This window comes from Herbidospora mongoliensis, assembly GCF_001570545.1.
Classification (GTDB): Bacteria; Actinomycetota; Actinomycetes; order Streptosporangiales; family Streptosporangiaceae; genus Herbidospora; species Herbidospora mongoliensis.
This window is the reverse complement of record NZ_BBXD01000035.1, coordinates 1-19,047: the sequence shown is the minus strand read 5'-3', so window position 1 is coordinate 19,047 and position 19,047 is coordinate 1. Positions and strand designations below refer to the sequence as shown.

General features: G+C 63.2%; 17 protein-coding genes and 1 pseudogene. 12 read left to right on the top strand and 6 right to left on the bottom strand.

Annotated features, from left to right (window positions below; translation table 11 throughout):
- The 3 genes from AW272_RS39840 to AW272_RS44660 form a co-directional block, all read left to right on the top strand.
- Positions 1–586: IS3 family transposase (locus AW272_RS39840; protein WP_066376457.1), on the top strand; the 586-nt coding region annotated here is incomplete at its 5' end.
- Positions 587–625: 39 nt separating this feature from the next.
- Positions 626–961: a hypothetical protein gene (locus AW272_RS44665; protein WP_218011239.1), complete on the top strand. Its 336-nt coding sequence runs from the start codon at positions 626–628 to the stop codon at positions 959–961.
- Between the two features lie 32 nt (positions 962–993).
- Positions 994–1,326 carry an integrase core domain-containing protein gene (locus tag AW272_RS44660; protein ID WP_218011238.1) on the top strand — a complete coding sequence of 111 codons (333 nt, stop codon included), beginning with the start codon at positions 994–996 and terminating at the stop codon, positions 1,324–1,326.
- A 68-nt stretch (positions 1,327–1,394) separates the two neighbouring features.
- Here the strand turns inward: AW272_RS44660 and AW272_RS39830 are convergent, their stop codons facing one another.
- Genes AW272_RS39830 through AW272_RS41550 form a run of 3 tightly spaced genes read right to left on the bottom strand, consistent with a single transcriptional unit; the run spans position 1,395 to position 4,691 of the window.
- Positions 1,395–2,516: a gamma-glutamylcyclotransferase family protein gene (locus tag AW272_RS39830; RefSeq protein WP_066376455.1), complete on the bottom strand. Its 1,122-nt coding sequence runs from the start codon at positions 2,514–2,516 to the stop codon at positions 1,395–1,397.
- A gap of 24 nt (positions 2,517–2,540) precedes the next feature.
- Entirely contained in the window at positions 2,541–3,326 is a 786-nt protein-coding gene (locus AW272_RS42970; protein WP_169807735.1) for a 2OG-Fe(II)-dependent halogenase WelO5 family protein, read from the bottom strand.
- Positions 3,327–3,377: 51 nt separating this feature from the next.
- The gene (locus AW272_RS41550) at positions 3,378–4,691 is read right to left on the bottom strand and encodes a glutamate-cysteine ligase family protein (protein ID WP_169807734.1); all 1,314 of its coding nucleotides are present in this window, start codon (positions 4,689–4,691) and stop codon (positions 3,378–3,380) included.
- A 538-nt stretch (positions 4,692–5,229) separates the two neighbouring features.
- Here AW272_RS41550 and AW272_RS39820 point away from each other — a divergent pair.
- The 4 genes and pseudogenes from AW272_RS39820 to AW272_RS42965 all read left to right on the top strand — a co-directional run bounded on the left by AW272_RS39820 (position 5,230) and on the right by AW272_RS42965 (position 7,814).
- On the top strand, positions 5,230–5,496 hold the full coding sequence (locus AW272_RS39820; RefSeq protein ID WP_066376450.1) for a hypothetical protein: 267 nt from the start codon (positions 5,230–5,232) through the stop codon (positions 5,494–5,496).
- Positions 5,497–5,865: 369 nt separating this feature from the next.
- Positions 5,866–6,105: pseudogene (locus tag AW272_RS46230) on the top strand (integrase core domain-containing protein); the annotation flags it as partial.
- 14 nt (positions 6,106–6,119) lie between these two features.
- The gene (locus AW272_RS39815; protein WP_083959180.1) at positions 6,120–6,842 is read left to right on the top strand and encodes a GntR family transcriptional regulator; all 723 of its coding nucleotides are present in this window, start codon (positions 6,120–6,122) and stop codon (positions 6,840–6,842) included.
- Positions 6,843–7,310: 468 nt separating this feature from the next.
- Positions 7,311–7,814, top strand: coding sequence for an SMI1/KNR4 family protein (locus AW272_RS42965; RefSeq protein ID WP_157519353.1), 504 nt, complete (start codon positions 7,311–7,313; stop codon positions 7,812–7,814).
- Positions 7,815–7,891: 77 nt separating this feature from the next.
- Here AW272_RS42965 and AW272_RS42960 read toward each other — a convergent pair whose 3' ends face one another.
- The gene (locus AW272_RS42960) at positions 7,892–8,500 is read right to left on the bottom strand and encodes a hypothetical protein (protein ID WP_157519351.1); all 609 of its coding nucleotides are present in this window, start codon (positions 8,498–8,500) and stop codon (positions 7,892–7,894) included.
- A gap of 254 nt (positions 8,501–8,754) precedes the next feature.
- Complete coding sequence (locus AW272_RS42955) at positions 8,755–8,949, bottom strand: hypothetical protein (protein WP_157519349.1); 195 nt, start codon at positions 8,947–8,949, stop codon at positions 8,755–8,757.
- A 39-nt stretch (positions 8,950–8,988) separates the two neighbouring features.
- On the opposite strand from AW272_RS42955, the gene AW272_RS39810 reads away from it, so the two are divergent.
- Both AW272_RS39810 and AW272_RS46225 read left to right on the top strand, forming a co-directional pair.
- Positions 8,989–9,798: a hypothetical protein gene (locus AW272_RS39810; RefSeq protein ID WP_218011236.1), complete on the top strand. Its 810-nt coding sequence runs from the start codon at positions 8,989–8,991 to the stop codon at positions 9,796–9,798.
- Positions 9,732–10,049 (top strand): integrase core domain-containing protein, encoded by a 318-nt coding sequence (locus AW272_RS46225; protein ID WP_218011235.1) that lies wholly within the window; start codon positions 9,732–9,734, stop codon positions 10,047–10,049. The genes AW272_RS39810 and AW272_RS46225 overlap by 67 nt, the downstream gene beginning before the upstream one ends.
- Positions 10,050–10,600: 551 nt before the next feature.
- Here the strand turns inward: AW272_RS46225 and AW272_RS39805 are convergent.
- Positions 10,601–13,258, bottom strand: coding sequence for a DEAD/DEAH box helicase (locus AW272_RS39805; RefSeq protein ID WP_066376446.1), 2,658 nt, complete (start codon positions 13,256–13,258; stop codon positions 10,601–10,603).
- A gap of 101 nt (positions 13,259–13,359) precedes the next feature.
- Between AW272_RS39805 and AW272_RS39800 the strand changes: the two genes are divergently transcribed.
- The 3 genes from AW272_RS39800 to AW272_RS39790 form a co-directional block, all read left to right on the top strand.
- Entirely contained in the window at positions 13,360–16,788 is a 3,429-nt protein-coding gene (locus AW272_RS39800) for a helicase-related protein (RefSeq protein ID WP_066376443.1), read from the top strand.
- Between the two features lie 112 nt (positions 16,789–16,900).
- Positions 16,901–18,502 (top strand): serine/threonine-protein kinase, encoded by a 1,602-nt coding sequence (locus AW272_RS39795; protein ID WP_066376440.1) that lies wholly within the window; start codon positions 16,901–16,903, stop codon positions 18,500–18,502.
- Between the two features lie 52 nt (positions 18,503–18,554).
- The coding region (locus tag AW272_RS39790) for a helix-turn-helix domain-containing protein (RefSeq protein WP_218011234.1) at positions 18,555–19,047 on the top strand (493 nt) is incomplete at its 3' end.

The following is a 19,047-nucleotide window of genomic DNA, read 5'->3' as shown; positions in this document are numbered from 1 at the left end:
GAAGGTCCGCACCACGGTGCCCGAACCGTCCGCGACCCCGGTCCCTGACTTGGTGCGGCGTGACTTCACCGCCGGGCAGCCGAACCAGAGGTGCGTCGGCGATATCACGTATCTGCCGATCGGGGACGGCAGGTTCCTGTACTTGGCGACTGTCCTGGATCTGGGGTCGCGGCGGCTGGCGGGCTGGTCGATCGCCGACCACATGCGCACCGAACTCGTCGTGGACGCCCTGGAGGCCGCGGCCCGCACACGTGGCGGCAGCCTGGACGGCGCGGTCTTCCACAGCGACAACGGCGCGCAGTACTGCAGCCGCGAGTTCGAGGAGGCCTGCCGCCGCCTGCACGTCACCCGTTCCCGGGGCGTGGTCGGCACGAGCGCGGACAACGCCGCGGCCGAGTCCTTCAACGCCACGCTCAAGCGCGAGACGCTGCGGGGCGCTCCCCGGTGGGCCTGCGCCCGTGACGCCCGCCTGACCGTGTTCCGATGGATCACCCGCTACAACACCCGCCGCCGACACTCCGCGCTCGGCCAGATGTCACCGGTCAACTACGAGAAAACCGCAGGTAGCATCGCTACCGCAGCCTGAGAACGGTGTCCACATTCAGGGGCGAACCCCCATCGGCGGGTGCACGGCGAGCTGGTCACGCTCGGCATCAAGGTGGCTCCGTCCACAGTCTGGGAGATCCTCAAGCGGGAGGGTGTTGATCCGGCTCCCGAGCGTGCCTCCAGCACGTGGGCCGACTTCCTGCGCTCGCAAGCAGACGCGCTCCTGGCCTGCGACTTCATCGAGACCGTCACCCTCAATGGCCAGCGGCAATACATTCTGGCGGTCATTGAGCACGCCACCAGACGCGTGCGCGTGCTGGGCACCACCGCGCACCCGACCGCGAGCTGGGTCATGCGGGCGATGAGGAATCTCGTGATGGACCTGGACGATGCGGGCTGCAGGCGCGCTATCTGATCCGAGATCGGGATGGGAAGTTCCCGGTACTCATGGACGAGATCCTCGCCGAGGCCGGCATTCAGACCGTACTCACCGGGTTCCGGATGCCGCGGATGAACTCGATCATGGACAGGTGGGTGCAGTCCTGCCGCCGCGAGCTTCTCGACCGATGCCTGCTGTGGAACGAACGTCACCTGCGTCACGCCCTGCGCGAGTACGAACAGTTTTACAACCGGCACCGAGCCCATCAAGCCCTGGCCCAAGCGGCTCCACTGCGTGCCGTCCCGGATCCGATCATCGATCCAGAGCGAATCGTTGACTTGAACGTACGTCGACGCGACCGACTTGGAGGTGTCCTCCATGAGTACTCACCCGCAGCTTGAACTGCATGGATGTAGTTTTCGGCAGGCGCAGACTTCTCGCTTGTTCTATGACGGAGAGGGACCTACTGCTAACGCTCCCCGGCATTGTCCGTGGAGTGTTTCACCGTTGTCCCTAAACCTCGGAGTTCATCGAGGAGATCGACAACATCATTTTCGAGCGCCCCGTCGATCACCTCGTTGATCCAGCTGCCGGCAGGTGATCTCTTTCCGGGCTCTGACGATGGAAGAGGTATGTAGGTGAAGGCCTGGGTGGTTGTGCCACTCAACTCGATGTCGACTTCTACAGGTTTGTAAGCGCGACGTTCGCGGCGGTCAAGCACGGTCTTCTCCCACCACGTGACTTCGTAGGCCACGCCATCGAAACGGTCGTCCAGATCACCGGTCCAGTGAATGGTCGAGCGGTCCGCAGGTCCGGCGAGCATCGCGGACACGTCACGCCGCCAGCCTTTCAGCACTGCCCGTCCACGTGGCTTCGCATCCGGTATCTCTCGAAGAACGTTTCGGGCGGCCATGTCGATGCCCCAGGCGAAGTACATGTACTTCTTCGCGAGAAGGTGCACATCGTCAGGGCGGAGCTTTCTCAGTGACTTGGCGCGTTGCGCGAACTGCTGTGCGAGGCTGAGTGCGAATGACTGTGCGTTCTCCACCACTAAAAACAACGAAGGGCGCCGATCGGTGTCAGGGGTGGCGGACAAGGGCGCTTCGAAAAGCATGTAAACAACAGGTTGGTGGCCGAGCGGATCGATGATCCCCAGATCACTGAACGCGGGGTCGTCGAAGTCGACCGCAATTTCAAGATTGGGGAATTCGGTCATCAATCGAGCGTAGGATGATGCCCATGATCCCGCAACGCTGAGGCCGGTGTGAATACGGGTGATCTTGACGCCGTTCTGCAGTGCCTCTTCGTCGGCATGGATCAGTTGGCGATACAGGTTGGCGCGGTTCTCGTCCTTGAAACCTCGTCCGGAACGATAAACAGTACTTGTGGCGTTCCGGACCAGCCGAGAAACCTCGTCGTAGAGACGGTGTTCACTGTCGTCATCGGTGATGGGGAAGCACCGAACGACGGGCTGCCCGGCTTTCGGGGGCCGGCGACGACGCCTCATCTCAACCCACGCGTAAGCAGCCAGCGCCAGGAACGCAGCGATTGCACCGAGCCCCTGCCAAGCGGGCTCTCTCAGCAGGTCCATTCGTTGGCTCCTTACCTTGCGATATCAAGACCAGACGACGAGTCTGTCGTCACTGGTCAGGCCCAGGAAAAAGGCTAGTGAAATCCGTCGACCACTGGAGACGGGGCTGACATCGTGATAGTGCTCAGAACTGAATAGCAAGGCATCGCCGACTTCAGGATTGAAGCTGGCGTAGGGGGCATCAGCCACAACCGTTTGAGTATGGCCATAGCCTATCCGGCTCGATTCATCCTCGGGCTGCCAGCGGCGATGCCATACCGTGGTCGCTCCGCCGTCGACACCGACAGAAAGATAAATATTCAGAGCAAGCTGCGCCGAGATCTGCGTATCAAGGATGCCAAATGGAAATTCCCGAATGATGCAGTCATTGTGAATCAGCGTCCCTGCGTTTATCTCTCTGATCACACCAGCATAGGCGGGCCGATCACTAATCGTCGCGATCTCGGTGCGCTGATGCCATGATGAGTGCAGCGCAGCCAAGGCCGCAGTAAGCGGACCTGACGACAACCCGGCGTTCAGCCATGCGGTCCGCGCAGATTCTGCTAATGACCAATACATCGGGTCGACGCCGTCTTCGGTGCGATGGTCGTTCAGAGCCGGGCCGAACCGCGCGATCGGGGGATGGACGCGATCGACGTCGTACAGGCCCGTAGGGAGCGTCCTCAGCGCACTTGTGATGGTCTCGCAATTACTGGCCTTGAGTATCGAAGGGATTATCACACCGGCAATCTGGCCGCTCGCGACACGCTTCAAGTGGCCTGTTTTCAATACCTGTGCCCTCACCAGCTTGAATCGTCCGTCTGCGTTCATGGCCCCCTGCTTCGTTCGGATGTCACCCCGGACTCCGTAGTGTGGCATTCTTCAGACCGGGACGCGGTAGGTGGATACATATCGATCCGGCCGGTTGTGAAATGAGCCGCGCCAGTTCATCAAAATATGGTGCGCGAATGTAACGCCCGAATCCAGGACTTCCTCTATGGGGTCGAGTAATCCTTGCATGGATGAATGGGTGAGTCCGGCTCGTGCATATCGCAATAGCTCGGTCAACACTTCTGTTATCGGAACGCCGCTGACATGGGCATCCAGGCCGCGGAAGGCGACATCGAGGGCAGCTTGATCCAGCTCTGCGGTGGTGAATCCGGACAACAGGTCTGTGGTCCTGGCGATGGACTCGGCATCGTATGTCAAGCCGACCCAGAGGGCAGGGCCGGCGCCGAAGAAAGGCCAGGGAAGGCCGTCCAGCGAACGAATCTCAAGTGTGCGCCGAGCGCGTACGTGTGGCCAGACCTGACCTAAGTGAAGTGACCAGTCCTCGAATGACGGCCATGTTTGGTCACCGAAACCGCTTGTCATCGCCTGTTTGAATGACATTGGGGGCGCGGCCACATGCCGACCTTCTGAATCGCGGTATATCATGGGAAGGGCGACTGCCCACTCGACGATATCCGCAATGGAGGCGCTGTCCTTGAGTGCAAAATCAAGGACACCGCACCGGCGAGGATCAAATTTCCGCCAATATGCCATCCGCCGCGAAAGCCAGCCTGATTCCCGGCCTTCTTCCAAAGGGGACGCCACGAAGAGTGCCGAGGCTAGAGGCGCCGCACCGACCAGCATGCGAAGCTTCGCCAGCATGTCCGCTTCGGAGAGATAATCGAGAGACGTCTGTGTCGATAAAGTGACGCCCATGACCGCATCGCCGTAAGCTCCGGCGTCACCCAGGCCGGCAAAATAGTCGCGCATCAACTGAACTCTCGGCTTCGGAAGCCATGGTATTCGGCTGACCGGTGTGAACGGTATGGAAGCGCCGGAGAGCAGGGCGATATCGAGACCAGCGGCGACTGCCGCCGCCTCCTCCAGGTGAGTTCGCGTGATCATGATCATGCTGCGGAGATCGGAGTTCGGTGCAGATGCGTACTCCAAGGCGCATCCGGTTTCCAGTGAAAACGCAGCCCCGTCAGGCAGGGTGAGGCTTACCACGTGTTCCCCGTCGAGGCCGAATGTGCCACCAAAGTGCGCGTGCAGTGCTGTCAGCAGTGCCTGAGCGCCACGTGGCCCGTGGTAGGGAACGCTCACACCAGAGCGAGGGTCTACGAGACCATGCTCAACTTCCACTCCTATGAGTTCTTCTCTGTTCGCCTCGACGGAAAAGAGTTCGGAGAGCTCTGATAACGTCACCGGAGGTCCCGATCGATGAGACATCATCAGGGGTCCTTCGTGGGTAGGTGAGCCGTTCAGGGCAGGTTCATTCGGAAAGTCGATCTAGCTCGCTCCGTAGCTATGGCAAGTAGTTGAGATGGTAACAATTCCTAGCACGCAGGGGTCCGGCGTGGAATTTAGGACACAGTGCCAGGAATTAAGGACTCCCTGATGTATGAGTCCAGGCTGGGCGCGTGGCGTTCGGGCCATGAGCGTCTACCCACCAAGGCGGGGTGCTGTGGCGGTCTCCCGCGTTCGGGCCATGGCTCAGATCTCGCACGTTGTTGACGTGATCGGCCTGTGCCAGCGGCGTGCTGAGGCGTCGGCCCTGTGCCGGGCCGAAATTGGACGTTCCAAGGCGTATTACATGCCACCCCGGCCGAGTGCCGCGCTGCTCATCCCCGTTGGCGACACTGCTCCTGCCGATAATTCCATCCGTCCAGGTCACGGCCTTGCGGTGCTTCTCTCGTAGGCAGGCTTCGGCGTCTGAAGAGGAGACAGTGCAGGATGACCGATTGTGCTCTTTCGCCTGGCCTATCTCGCCGTCACGAACACTTTCGCGGCGCTGCGGTTGCTCCCGATGGGAGATCGTGACAAGGACATCGAGATTCTTGCCTTGCGCCACCAGATCACCATCCTCGAACGGCAACTCGGCGCCGACACCCGGGTGAGGTTCGCTCCCGAGGAACGAGCCTTCCTCGCCGCCCTCCTGACGCCGCTGCCCCACGACGTCCTGCGCCGGCCCGGCAACCGGCGTCCTCCAGATCCGTCGCAAGATTCATGACGGCTTGCACAACCCAATTCCCCGTCGGGTGGGCGGTGGTGCCAGAGCACCCGGATGCGTCTGGTGGCGTGGTCGATGACGGCCAGGATGTACTGGGCCGCCCGTCGAGGGTTACGGTCTCGATGAAATCGCAGTGGACGGTGCCATCTTGATGCCGAGCGTGGCGAGCTCTCCGTGCGCCCTTCGGTAGCCCCAGGACGGATTCTCCCGGACCAAACGGAGGACGAGGGCGCGGGTGGAACGGACGGTTGGCGGGCGCCCGCGCCGTTCGGCGCGCAGGCACGAGCATGACGCCGTCGCACGAGGTCGCGGTGCAAGCGCATGACAGTATCCGGCCGGATGAGCAGCCTCAGCCGCGCTATCTGACCCGTGACCGGGACGGCAAGTTCCCCCTCTCTCATAGACGAGATCCTCGCCGAGGCTGGCATTCAGACCGTGCTCACCGGTATCCGGATGCCCCGGATGAACGCGATCATGGAACGGTGGGTGCAGTCCTGCCGCCGCGAGCTACTCGACCGTTGTCTGATCTGGAACGAACAGCACCTACGGCGTGCTCTGCGCGAGTACGAACAGTTCTACAACTGGCACCGAGCCCATCAAGCCCTCGCCCAGGCCACCCCACTATGTCCCGTCCCGGATCCGATCACCGATTCAGAGCGGATCACGAGCTTGACCAATACGCCGCCGAGACCGGCTCGGCGGAATCCTCCACGAGTACTCACCCGCAGCTTGAACTGCACGGATGGAATTTTCGGCAGGCACACAGCTTCGTGCCGCTCTACGCCCAGCTGGCCGACCTCGTGCGCGACATGATCCTCACGGGGGAGTGGCAGGCCGGGCTCCTGACCCCGTCCGAGGGTGAACTGATGGCCGCCTACGACGTGAGCCGGTCGGTTGTCCGGCAGGCTCTCGGCGTGCTTCGTGAAGAGGGCCTGCTCGTCACCGAGGGCCGGCGGGGGAGCCGCGTCGTCGACGTCGACGCCGAGAAGGCGTCGGTCCGTGTCGCCGCAGGGAGTGAGGTGACGTCGCGGATGCCGACCATGGTCGAACAGCGATCTCACGGCCTTGCTCGCGGGGTGCCCGTCCTGGCCATCAAGGGACCTGACGGTCGGGTCGCGTTGTACCCGGCCGACCGGACCGAAGCTGATCTTCCCAGGCTGATTTCCCCGGATTTCCATGGGGTACCACGACCAGCCATGAAGGGCCCCGGAATGCTCTGCCCTGTCAAACGCTCCTGTCACGGCCCTTGCCGGCGATCTTGTGACGGGGAGTTTTCCCAGATAGGAAGTGGTGGGGCGCCAGGGATTCGAACCCTGAACCTACGGATTAAAAGTTCGCAGCATTAGTGTCGCCCAATGCCGCAGGCTGTCTATTTCTATTAGACCGCCCGGATTTGCCGCTGTCAAAGTACCCGCTGATGGTGCCCACTGCCGCCCCGTATCGCGTACCAATGAGCAATCGCCGAGCAACCCCAGGGCCTATGACGTCCCTTGACAATTCGCCCTACCCTGATCGCGGGGCATCATGCGTCGCTGAGAAGGGTTGGAAGCAGTGGGAGGATCTCGGGGGAGAGATTCTTGTTCACAGCCCGCACCTTCAGCCTGGACGATGGCCTTGGCTAATGGCCTAAGCTCGGTGATAGCGGACTCCACCATACGTTTGGCTAATCCGAGATTCTCCTGCTGGTCATCTAGCTCTTGAAATACTTGATGCCGAGGACAGTATTGACCATCCTGGTCGTGTGCGGGCTACACCAATCGCACGGCCCGATGCATCCTTGACTTAACCAGCCACGATATCCAAGAATGGTGGACGTGGCAGAGGATGAGATCATCGAAGCAGTTCGAGCGCTCCCGAATCTCCTGCCTCCCGCTTCACCGGAGGCGATCAGCCAGGTAGAGGAGGTAATCGGACATCCACTACCCCCATTGCTTCGTCGTCTCTACCTTGAGGTTGCCAACGGAGGCTTCGGTCCACGCGAAGGTATTCTCGGGGTGGCCGGCAGCGAATACGAGCACCATTTCGAGGTGGCCGACATCCTCGACTGGTATCCGGATACACGTGATGATTGGCCCGGAATGCTATGGTTGTTCGACTGGGGTTGCAATATTTGGTCTGTGATTGATAGCCGAGATCCGGCCGGACCCATGTGGATATGGGATGCAAATTTCGATGCAACTGAGTATCCTGAAGAATCTCCGCTGGATCCCCAAAATATGACCCTGGCCGAATGGCTTATAGAGTCACTCAACGGAAACCTGGAGAAGGCATTCGAGACATCAGGTCTGATCGCCGTCGCCAAGCGTCGGTCTGCTTGAACTCCTGTTGGGGTTTGAGGTCGGAGAGCCGGGCGGTGAACACCAGGAAGCTTCCTAGGTCGCGGCGAATCCCCCCATCAATCGCTTGAACAAGCCAGAGATGGTTCTCTGGCTGCAGTATCGCTTGAGTCCACAATTCGTGGTTCGTCGAGTTCGTCGCGTAAATCAATGATTGGTTTATCTGAAAATATATCCGCCAGCGCGAGCTCGCCTGAGGATTTGCGTGCCCATGCCGTTCCGGAAGGGTCGATGATCGTCAAGGTAGATGGTCCGTAACCTGTAAACCTAAAGTTGCCATCTTCTCCGACGCGGCGTGATATGAACGCTCCAATGTTATAGCGACTTATGGCGCAGGGTGAGAGTGTGCCGAGATCAATTGTTACATCCCTGGATTTCTCGGGCTGGGTTATTGTGTTGGTCGATGGTGTAGGATTTGATGAGTTTTCGGTGAATTTGACAGCATGCAGAATAATGGTGGCTCGCATGGGTTCGGAGCTGCTGTTTTGAACTGCGATGACGCGAACTCCATCTTTTGATTTTTCACCCCACCAGGTAACCTTCGACGCGAAGCGAGCTTTACGCATTTCCTGCTGCTCGCTCTGCTGTCGAAGTTGGAGGCCGAGAGCCAACAGTGAAACAGCAAGGGCCGCTACGGCGGCAATTCCCGCCATCATCGTGCCGACCATGGCCCACCAGGAGACACCGCGGGCGGCTGGGTCTTCTTTACGACTGGAGGCTACCGGGAAGGTGATCCTGCGCCGAGGTAAGGGAGAGGACACGCTCCAATACGTACCTGATCAACTCGGCGTGAGTAGGGCAAATCCGGCGAACTGCCAGCATGGCCGGGGACCTGCGTTCCGCAGATGTGTAGCGGGAAAAGCACATGGATTTGGGCTGTGAGCTGCGGAAAGGTCGCCGGGCGCGCTGATACGGCGTGTCACTAGGCGTGGGTGTTGTGCCTGGTCAGGCGTCTGCGGCGGGTGTAGCTTCGACAGATCTTCTTCGGGGTCGGGATGTCGAGTTTGGCCAGGATGTCGCGCTGGGGCTTGGTCAGTTCGGCGCGCTGGCGGAAGGTGCCTGTGGGGTGCGGAAACTCAGCTGCCGGGGTTGACTTGGGGGTTCGTGGCTTAAGCATGATGAGGTCTCGGGCATCCTGCTGACGGTGTTGTGGTCCTTGCTCTACCTCGTCCTCGGGCGTGCCTTTCAGCTTCTGGTCCTGCTGGGCCGCGGTGATCGGGCCAAGACGGCCGAGATCGTGGTGCTTCGCCATCAGGTCGCCGTATTGCGCCGTCAGGTGAACCGGCCTGATCTCCAGCCGGTGGATCGGGTCGTGCTCGCAGCCTTGTCGCGGCTGCTTCCCCGCTCGTCGTGGGATGTCTTCTTCGTCACCCCCGCGACGTTGTTGCGCTGGCACCGCGCCCTGGTGACGCGCCGGTGGACCTCGCCGTCCAAATGCCCGGGTCGTCCCTCCACACGCGCGGACATCCGGGAGGCGGTGTTGCGCCTGGCCCGGGAGAATCCCAGGTGGGGCTACCAGCGCATCAGCGGCGAACTGGCCGGCGTCGGCCTTCGGGTACCGCCCAGCACCGTACGCGACATCCTCAACAGAGCCAGGCTCAGTCCGGCACCACGTCGCACCGGCCCGAGCTGGAGTCAGTTCCTCAAAGCGCAGGCCGAGGGCATCTGGGCGTGCGATCTATTCCACGTCGACACCGTGTATCTGAAGCGGCTCTACGTTCTGTTCTTCATCGAGCACGCCACCCGCGTGGTTCACATCGCGGGCGTCACGACGCACCCGACCGGAACCTGGGTCGCTCAACAGGCCCGCAACCTGGTCATGAACCTGGGAGAGCAGGCCGAGGGCATCAGATTCCTCATCACCCCCGCGACGCGAAGTTCACCGCGGTCTTCGACGAGGTGTTCACCTCACTCGCCGCCCGCATCATCAAGACACCGGTTCGCGCACCGCAGGCCAACGCGATAGCCGAGCGTTGGGTCGGCACCGTTCGAAGGGAATGCACCGATCGGCTGCTGATCTACGGTGAAGGCCATCTCCGCGGAGTCCTGCAGTCATACGGACGGCATTACAACCGGTACCGTCCTCATCGCGCACGAGACCGTCGGCCGCCTCAACCACCACATGACCCGGCTCCACCAAGCGATCTCGATCAGGTCCGCCTGCAACGCCGACAGGTACTCGACGGCCTGATCAACCAGTACCGGCGGGCCGCATAGACGGGGCGGATAACCGCAGACCAGAGGCCGCATCCGGGTTTTCGCACCCCACACGCCCAGCTGGTGATGTCCGCCGCCCGCAAAACGGCCCGAACCACCAAAGACCCGGCAGGGACGTGACCCACATGTGTCCCACAGTGACTCACGCCGTGATCCGGCGACTACCGAAACAGGTAAAGTCGCAGGTCAGATGGGTGGGGCGCCAGGGATTCGAACCCTGAACCTACGGATTAAAAGCCTTAGTATCATCCAATGCCGCAGACTATCCATTTCTATTAGACCGTCCGGATTCACCGCTGTCAAAATGCCCGCTGGTGGTGCGCGATGTTGTCCGCTATCGCGTACCAATGAGCAACCGCCGAGCAACCGTAGGAGCGATGCTACCCCTTGACTATTCGCCTTACACCCATCGCATGTGCCTCACATGTTACGGAGAAGGGTCGGAAGCAGTGGAAGCATCTCGGGGGAGAGATTCTTGTTCACAGCCCTCGCCCTCAACCTGAACAATCGCCTCGGCCAGGGGGCGTAGCTCCGCGATAGGTAGGGTCAGGTTAAGCGGGGGCACGTTCAGCGAGGCGTTGGCGCTCAGCGGCCACAATCTCGCGAGCGAGGTCAGCCTCGGAAAGATCCACCGCTTCCGGAGCGGAGTCAGCCATGTCACTAACTCTGGCGAAGTCGTCGAACAGCCGCTTCTTTCCGGCCAGCAACTCAAGAATCCGCTGATCAACGCTGTCCTCGGACAGCAATCGATGGACCTGCACCGACCGCACTTGTCCCATCCGGTGCGCGCGGGCAATGGCTTGTGCTTCGGTGGTGGGCTTGAGCTGAGGCTCACAGAGAACGACGACGGATGCCGACTGGATGTTGAGCCCGACTCCGCCGGCAAGGATCTGGGCAACCAGCACGGCACCGTGCTTGGCCGACGAGAACTGGTCCACCATCTGCTGCCGTTGGTTTGCCGGAACCGACCCGGTCAGAGGCCCGAAAACCGCCCCTGGCAATGTGCGGGCAACCAGGTTCAGTACTTCTCTGAAGTAGGAGAAAACGATGACCCGACGCTCGTTCTCTTCCGCCTCCTGGACGATCTCGATCAGCCGTCGTACCTTGTCTGACTCAGTTCCGTGCAGCATGGCCGCCTGGCGCATCTCCATGAAGTTCCCGCGCTCGACGGCGGCCCGGTAGCGGGCGGTGTCGGCTGCGGACATGGGTAACCATTCCTCAACCTCGACGAGCTCCGGGAGTTCAGTCAGCACGTCCTCTTGATTCCGACGAAGGTACGCCGGCGCGATTTGCCGCCGGAACATCCGCGGTGAGAGATCCGTGGCATCGACGGTGAGGTCAGGGCGTACGTAGGAAGCGAGATTGCGGAACTCTTCGACCTTGTTTTCCAGTGGCGTACCGGTGAGGAGGATCGCCCGATCCGAACGCGCGATGAGGTCGTTGGTCCGGATCGTTCGCAATGCCTGCGGGTTCTTGATGAGGTGGGCCTCGTCAACCACGATGCACGCCAGGTCGCGAAGACTCTTCAGCTCCGGCTCCCACCACGCCAGAGTCTCGAACGTCGTGATGGCGATCCCGCCATCACGCGCCCATGTCCGGGCCGCGCGATCGCGTTCCGGTCCGTGGACCCGATGCGCCCGCAGTTTCGACTTGCCGGTCACCTCGCGGACCCAGTTGGTGACCACGGCTGCCGGGCACACCACCAGGAAGTGGGTCTCACCCCGGCTGCGCAGATGCGCGAGGACGGCGAGGGCCTCGATGGTTTTGCCGAGGCCCATTTCGTCCCCGATGATCACCTTGCGCTGGACCAGGGCGAAGCGGGCCGCGAAGCTCTGGTAGCCGCGAAGGGATGCGGTCAAGTGTTCACCGCTGAGCGCCTGGTCGCGGACGGCCTCGATGATCTCCTCTGGGAGATCCCCGTGCACCGCGTCCTCGTCCTCGGTGATGAAGCCGAGCTCCGAGAGCATGGCGAAGTAGTCGGCCGGTCGGGTAAGAAAGTCGTCCCACGGATCCGTGCCTACGTTCTTCGGCCCGGACGCGGTCGGCCCGCGGAGCAGTTCGGCTCGCCGCTTGACGATGTGGATACTCTCGCGGAGTCCTGCTGTTGTGAGTCTCCTTGTCGGAATCACAAGAAGGTGACTGGTCTGGCCTGTGATCGCCTTCCGTAAGGGTTCGAGCTCGGCCGCACGCTCAAGGTCGGTCGACGCGCCTCGGGTCTGACGGCACGAGTCCCATTCGGCGAGGCGCCGAAGTAGGTGAGTGGTCTCTGGACCACGGCTGTTGATATCGATGCGTACGGGCATCTCGTCGTATGTCGTCTGCCGAAGCGTCTGTGCAGCTCCGAGTATGTGTCGCGCCGAGGTTTCTCCGACGCCCGGAAGCGTCTGCAGGAGGGATGCGCCCCAGGTCAGTACCTCTTGCACCGTGCGGATGCCCGCCTGGGAAAGGACTCCCAGTCGGAGGCGATCGCGAGTGGCCGCCTTCAACGCATCCACCGGCATCTCCTGCAGGATCCGCTGGACCTCGGCGTCTCTGACCTTCTCGCCCGCGTCGCGTGCGGCCGAGAGGTACGAGGCTTCGTTCGCGACGACCTTGGCGATGGCGATCAGCGCCTCGGGGAGGCCCTCGACGACCGACCGGTCCAAAAGCTCAGGTTCTGGGCCGATCCGCTCGGGGATGAGGCCGAAGCGAAGAGCCGGATCTAGCAGTGCGTCGAATCCGGGTCTTTCCGGGGCGACGAGCGTGGTGAAGGCGCCGAGTTCCTCCAGGCGTCCGGGCCCGCCCGCTCCCGTCATCGCCGAATGCTGACGACGCAGGAAATCACCTGCGGCGTCCGCAGCCTGCTTCCTCTCCGCCCCGGTGAAGAAGCGACGCAGGCCGAGCAAGGGGCCGACCGCGGTGATGGCGTGGCGAACGTCCTCGGTGAGCAGTTGCAGCAGGACACGGTCGTTCGCCGTCGTCACAGGGAGATTGGCACGTTCCCGCAGATGCCCGGCGACAGCCGCGTCGGTTTCCTGCAGAGGAACCACGCGCCAGGCGTCCTCGCCCGCGCGGGTGATCACGACGCTGCGTGAGCGCAGATGCCGCTCGTCGCTGTTGGCCGCGTTCCGGACGGCGCGGTGCCAGGACTGCACGTCTGCGGCCCGCCGTGTCCATTGCTCGAAGTCCGCCACGAGGCGACGAACCTGTTCGCGCTCTGTCTTGTTCATGCCTCGCCACGGGGAATGGATGGGTTAGCGTAGGCGATGCTAAAGCACCCGCCTCCGACAGGGAACGGGATCTCCACGGGCTGTCGATCTGGAGGTAACGGGTGAGGCTTGAGGATCTCTCATCCGGGGTCCGCGTGGTCGGGGTGGTGCACGGTGGGGCCGTCTCGGTTCTCGCCGCGCAGTGGCACGGTTCCGATGCTCTGGAGCTGACCTACAAGACTTACGATGGGCAACTGGGTCAGCGTGTGATCTTCCGGGCCGATGAGGTCAAACTGAGCCGCTCCGACGCCGGGAGCCGACCGTTCGACGCCGACGCCGACGAGTTCCGGCTGGTCGCCGAAGCACAGCGGATCTCTCTGGCCGGATTGTTCGACCCGATGCTGGCGGTGGCCACCAGCAACGTGCAGCCGTTACCGCACCAGATCCAGGCTGTGTACGGCGAGATGCTCGACCGCACACCGCTGCGGTTCCTCCTGGCCGACGACCCGGGCGCCGGAAAAACGATCATGGCAGGCCTGTACATCAAGGAACTGCTGCTTCGCGACGACGTGAAGCGCTGCCTGATCGTGGCTCCCGGGGGACTGGTCGACCAGTGGCAGGACGAGCTCTTCTTCAAGTTCGGACTGCGGTTCGACATCCTCAACACGACCATGGTCGAGGCCGCGCTCGGGTCGAACGTGTTCGAGCAGTATCCACTGCTCATCGCGCGGATGGACCAGCTCGCGCGTAACGAGGGACTGGCCGCCCACCTCGACGACGCCGAATTCGACCTGGTGGTCGTGGACGAGGCCCATCGGATGGGTGCGCGCTACTTCAACGGCAAGTTGGACAAGACCCGGCGCTTCCAGCTCGGTGAAAGTCTGCGCGACCGCACCCGTCACCTGCTGCTCATGACGGCCACCCCGCATGCGGGTAAGGAAGAGGACTTCCAGCTCTTCCTCACCCTGCTCGAGCGCGACGGCTTCGAGGGCAGGTACAAAGCCGACGTACACAACGCGGACACCACCGGGTTCATGCGGCGGATGGTCAAGGAGGACCTTCTCACCTTTGACGGCAAGCCACTCTTCCCCGAGCGCATCGCCCAGACGGTGCCGTACGAACTCACCGAAGACGAGCAGGACCTGTACGAGCGCGTCACCGAGTACGTCCGCGAGGGGATGAACCGCGCCGCACGACTGGACGACAAGCGCCGTAACACCGTCGGCTTCGCGCTCACGGTGCTTCAGAGACGCCTGGCCTCCAGCCCCGAAGCGATCTATCGGTCCCTGGTCCGGCGTTCGGAACGACTGCAGCGCCGCCGCGACGACCTGATCCACGGCCGCGTCGTCACTGATGATTCCGTCACGATCGACCTCGGCGACTGGCATGACGGCGAACGCAGTGCCGAAGAGGTCGAGCAGGTCGAGGAGGAATTGCTGGACGCGGCCACCACGGCCCGCACCATTGAGGAGCTCAACGCCGAACTGGCTGATCTCGACCGGCTCGTCCACGTCGCTCGCCGGGTTCGTGATCTCGACACCGACCGCAAATGGGTCGAGCTGCGGAAGATCCTGCAGGACAACGACCTCATCCATCCCGACGCCGAGAAGCCACGCAAGCTGATCATCTTCACCGAGCATCGCGACACCCTCGACTACCTGGCCCGCAAGATCCGCTCGCTCTTCGGCCGCCCCGACATCGTGCAGGCCATTCACGGCGGTGTCCGGCGTGGAGATCGACGGGTCATCACCGAGGAGTTCACCAAGAACCCGGCCTGCCAGTTGCTCCTGGCTACCGACGCGGCCGGCGAGGGGCTCAACCTCCAGGCTGCCCACTTGATGGTCAACTACGACCTGCCGTGGAACCCCAACCGCATTGAGCAGCGCTTCGGACGTGTCCATCGCATCGGTCAGACCGAGGTGTGCCGCCTGTGGAACCTCGTGGCGGCGAACACCCGCGAGGGCGAAGTGTTCACCCGGCTGCTGCAGAAGGTCGAGGAGCAGCGCAAGGCTTACGGCGGCAAGGTCTTCGACGTCCTGGGATCGACCTTCGACGAGATGCCGCTCCGCGATCTGCTTATCCAGGCCATCCGGTACGGCGACCTTCCCGAGACCCGGGCCAAGATGGAGCAGGTCATCGACGACTCGGTCGCCCACGGGCTCGAAGAGCTCCTCAAGGAACGCGCACTCACCCACGACTCCATGTCCGACGCAGACCTGACACCGATGCGGCGGCTCATGGAGGAGGCCCGCGCCCGCAGGCTTCAGCCCTACTACATCGAGTCGGCCTTCCGCCTCGCCTTCCAGCGCCTCAACGGCCGGCTCGCGAGACGTGAGCGCGGCCGGTACGAGATCACCCAGGTCCCCGCGACCGTCCGTGCGGTCACCAAGCATGGTCCCGTCGTCTCCCGCTATGAGCGGGTCACGTTCGAGCTGGACCGGGTCGACGTCGACGACAAGCCACGCGCGGATCTGCTCGCCCCCGGGCATCCGCTCCACGACGCCGTCGCCGGGCTTACCATCACCCAACTCCGCCCCATTCTTGAGCGCGGCACCGTCCTGGTCTCCTCCGAGGTCGAGGAGCCGACTCTCCTGGTCGGTGTCATCGAGGAGATCGTCGACGGCACCGGGGAGTCAATCGCCCGGCGATTCAGCTATGCCTACGTCGATGCCACCGGCCAGGTCATGCCCGCCGGCCCCGCGCCCTACCTCGACTGCGTGGCCGCTCCGCGTATCCCCGCCGTGGCCGCGGCCACGAAACTCGCCTGGCTCGGTGAGGCCGAGTCCCGGGCCCGGACCTGGATCATCGGCCACCAGCTCATCGACTACCTCGCTGAGGTCTCGCCCCGGCGGCTCGCGGAGGTCGAGCGGACCCGTACACGGGTCGACCAGCGGCTGCTCCACGAGTCGAACCGGCTCGGCGCCGAGGCGAGGGCGGCCAGGGAGAAGGAGCGGACCGGCGCCAAGCCGAAGGAGAGCGCCGACAGTCTCATGCGCAAGGCCCACGACCTCTCGACCCGGCGGGAGAACCGGCTGGCGCTGCTCGACCGGCAGGCCCAACTGGCCGCCGAACCGCCCCGCATCGTGACCGCCGCCCTCGTACTGCCGCTGTCCAAGGTCGATACCGGGATCGCGGCGGATGCCCCGATTCACGCGAAGGAGACCAAGGCCGTCGAGCGGCGCGGCGTCAGCCTGGTGATGGCCACCGAGCGCGCTCTCGGCCGGGAGCCATTTGAGCAGGCGTTCAACAACCCCGGCTACGACATCCTGTCCCTGCCCCCTGACGGCGGCCCCTCGATCCGTATCGAGGTCAAGGCGCGCATCGAGGGAGCCGAGGACTTCTACATCACCCACAACGAGATCATCACTGGCAAGAATGCCGTCCCCGACTATCGGCTAGCCCTGGTTACCATCAGCGCGGCCGGCGCCGAGCACGACCAGGTGCGCTATCTGTCCGACCCCTTCGCCGGTGTCGATTTCGGCGATCTCGCCGGGACCGGCATCCGCGCCGGCTGGTCGAAGGCTTGGGCCGCCGGCACCGCACCCTTCTGACTCACGGGGCGGTCGAGACCTGGACTGCCGAGGTCGGTTTTCCAGGCGGAGCGGATATTAGGGCGCCAGGTGCCTGGGAAGTCGGCTTAAGCGAGGTGTACGGAGGTGGGATATGCGAGCCGGTGCTGAGCTAGCCGGCCGTTACCGGCTGCAGAGGTTGCTTGGCCGGGGCGGGATGGGGGAGGTGTGGCAGGGTGTCGATCAGAGGCTTGACCGGCCAGTAGCGGTTAAGTTGTTGCTGCCCAGCCTGCTGGGTGATGATCGGGTCGGCCACGAGGCCCTAGTGCGGTTTCGACGTGAGGGGAAAGCGGTCGCGCGCCTGAACCACTCCAATATCACCGCCGTCTACGACTTAGGTGAACATCAGGATGTCCGTGACGGCGTCGCGTTGACCTTCCCGTTCTTGGTGTTGGAGTTTTTGGAAGGCCGCGACCTGGAGTCTGTCCTGGACGACCACCCGGGTGGTCTGTCGCTCGGCCGCGTCCTGGATTATGGCGTCCAGGCCGCTGACGCGCTAGCCGCCGCGCATGAGGCCGGGATTGTGCACCGCGACATCAAGCCTGCCAACCTCGTGCTTCTGGACAACGGAACTATCAAGGTCTGCGACTTCGGCATCGCCCGCATGCACGGCGCGACCGCCGGTTTGTCGGTGATCGGGACGGTGATGGGCACCGTGCTGTACATGTCGCCCGAACAACTTGAGGGCCACGAGGTCGACCACCGCGCCGACCTGTACGCCCTCGGCGCCACCCTCTATCACTTACTCACCGGCCAGCCTGTCTTTCCTGCAACGGATCTGCGGGTCCTGGCCTACATGCACGCCACGAAAACGCCCGCTCCACCCAGCGCGCTGAGGCCCGGTATCAGCCCCGATGTCGATGGCCTTATCACTGCTCTTCTCGCTAAAGCCCCCGACGAGCGACCCGCCACTGCCGCCGCCACTGCAGCAAGTCTGCGAACCGCTCGGACCTGGAGCGAACGGCGCATTGCGGAAGCTGAACGCATTGCCCGCTTCATCACCGATCCTGACTGCGGCCGCTCCCTTCTGGCCGATGCGGAACACATTGTGCATGCCACCGGCCGAGGCGATATCGCGTTGCACGAGATCGCCAGGGTGGTGGCCTGGCATAACCCGGCTGAGGCCGAACGCATCGCTCGCTCCATATTCGGCGCAGACCCCACGGCTACCGCATTGCGCGGCATCGCCGAAGTGGCGGCCGGGCGTGATCGTGACCGTGCGCGCGACCTGCTGGCCGAGGCGGAACGCATTGCACGTTCTATCGACGTCCTCTCGTGGCAGGTCGATACCCTGCGTCGGATCGCCAAGGTGATGGCCGGGCTTGACTCGGCTGAGGCCGTGCGCATCGCCCGATCCTTCAGCGAGGCACACAGCCAGGCCCACGCACTGCACGAGATCGCCGAAGTGGTGGCCGCGGATGACCGTGACCGTGCGCGTGACCTGCTGGCCGAGGCCGAGCAGGTAGCACGCTTCATCTCATTCCCTTTCTTCTGGTCCTCGGCGTTGTGTGGGATCGCGGGGGTGCTGGCCGCGGATGATCGTGACCGTGCGCGTGACCTGCTGGCCGAGGTCGAAGACATTGCGCGCTCCAGCACCGACCAGGACCTCGTGGTGCACGCGTTGTTGGGCATCGCTGAGGTGGAGGCCAAGCATGATCGTGACCGTGCACGTGACCTGCTAGTGAGCCGGTCTTGAGTTCTTGTATCGCCACCTGAGTCGCGTTCTGTTTCAGATCGTGGGTTCAGGCGTGACAGCGGCCGGTGGCCGGGGTGTGCTGGTGGGTGTGAGTGACAACCGGTTGACGCCGCTGGTGCTGTCGCAGGCCGAGCGGTCGACGTTGGAGAACTGGGCGAAACGGCGATCGACCGCGCAAGGCCTGGCCATGCGGGCGCGGATCGTGCTGGAGTGCGCGGAAGGCCGCAGCATCCTGGCGGTGGCGGCGCGATTAGGGGTGGCCAGGAACACCGTCAGCCGGTGGCGGTCACGGTTCCTGGCCCGGCGCCTGGACGGCCTGTCCGACGAACCGCGCCCCGGCGTGCCCCGCTCGATCAGCGACGCTCAGGTCGAACAGGTCGTCGTCCGCACCCTGGAGGAGGTGCCCGAAGGTTCCACCCACTGGTCCAAGCGGGAACTGGCCAAACAGGTCGGGATCTCCCCGACCAGCGTGCAGCGGATCTGGAAGGCGTTCGGGCTGCAGCCGTGGCGGAGCGAGGACTTCAAGATCTCCACCGATCCGCTGC

Coding starts and splice junctions, on each gene's coding strand:
- AW272_RS42955 (WP_157519349.1), bottom strand. CDS start 8,949: ATGCTTAAGCCACGAACCCCCAAGTCAACCCCGGCAGCTGAGTTTCCG.
- AW272_RS39805 (WP_066376446.1), bottom strand. CDS start 13,258: ATGAACAAGACAGAGCGCGAACAGGTTCGTCGCCTCGTGGCGGACTTC.
- AW272_RS39795 (WP_066376440.1), top strand. CDS start 16,901: ATGCGAGCCGGTGCTGAGCTAGCCGGCCGTTACCGGCTGCAGAGGTTG.
- AW272_RS42960 (WP_157519351.1), bottom strand. CDS start 8,500: ATGGTCGGCACGATGATGGCGGGAATTGCCGCCGTAGCGGCCCTTGCT.
- AW272_RS39815 (WP_083959180.1), top strand. CDS start 6,120: ATGTCCCGTCCCGGATCCGATCACCGATTCAGAGCGGATCACGAGCTT.
- AW272_RS44660 (WP_218011238.1), top strand. CDS start 994: ATGGACGAGATCCTCGCCGAGGCCGGCATTCAGACCGTACTCACCGGG.
- AW272_RS39830 (WP_066376455.1), bottom strand. CDS start 2,516: ATGGACCTGCTGAGAGAGCCCGCTTGGCAGGGGCTCGGTGCAATCGCT.
- AW272_RS42970 (WP_169807735.1), bottom strand. CDS start 3,326: ATGAACGCAGACGGACGATTCAAGCTGGTGAGGGCACAGGTATTGAAA.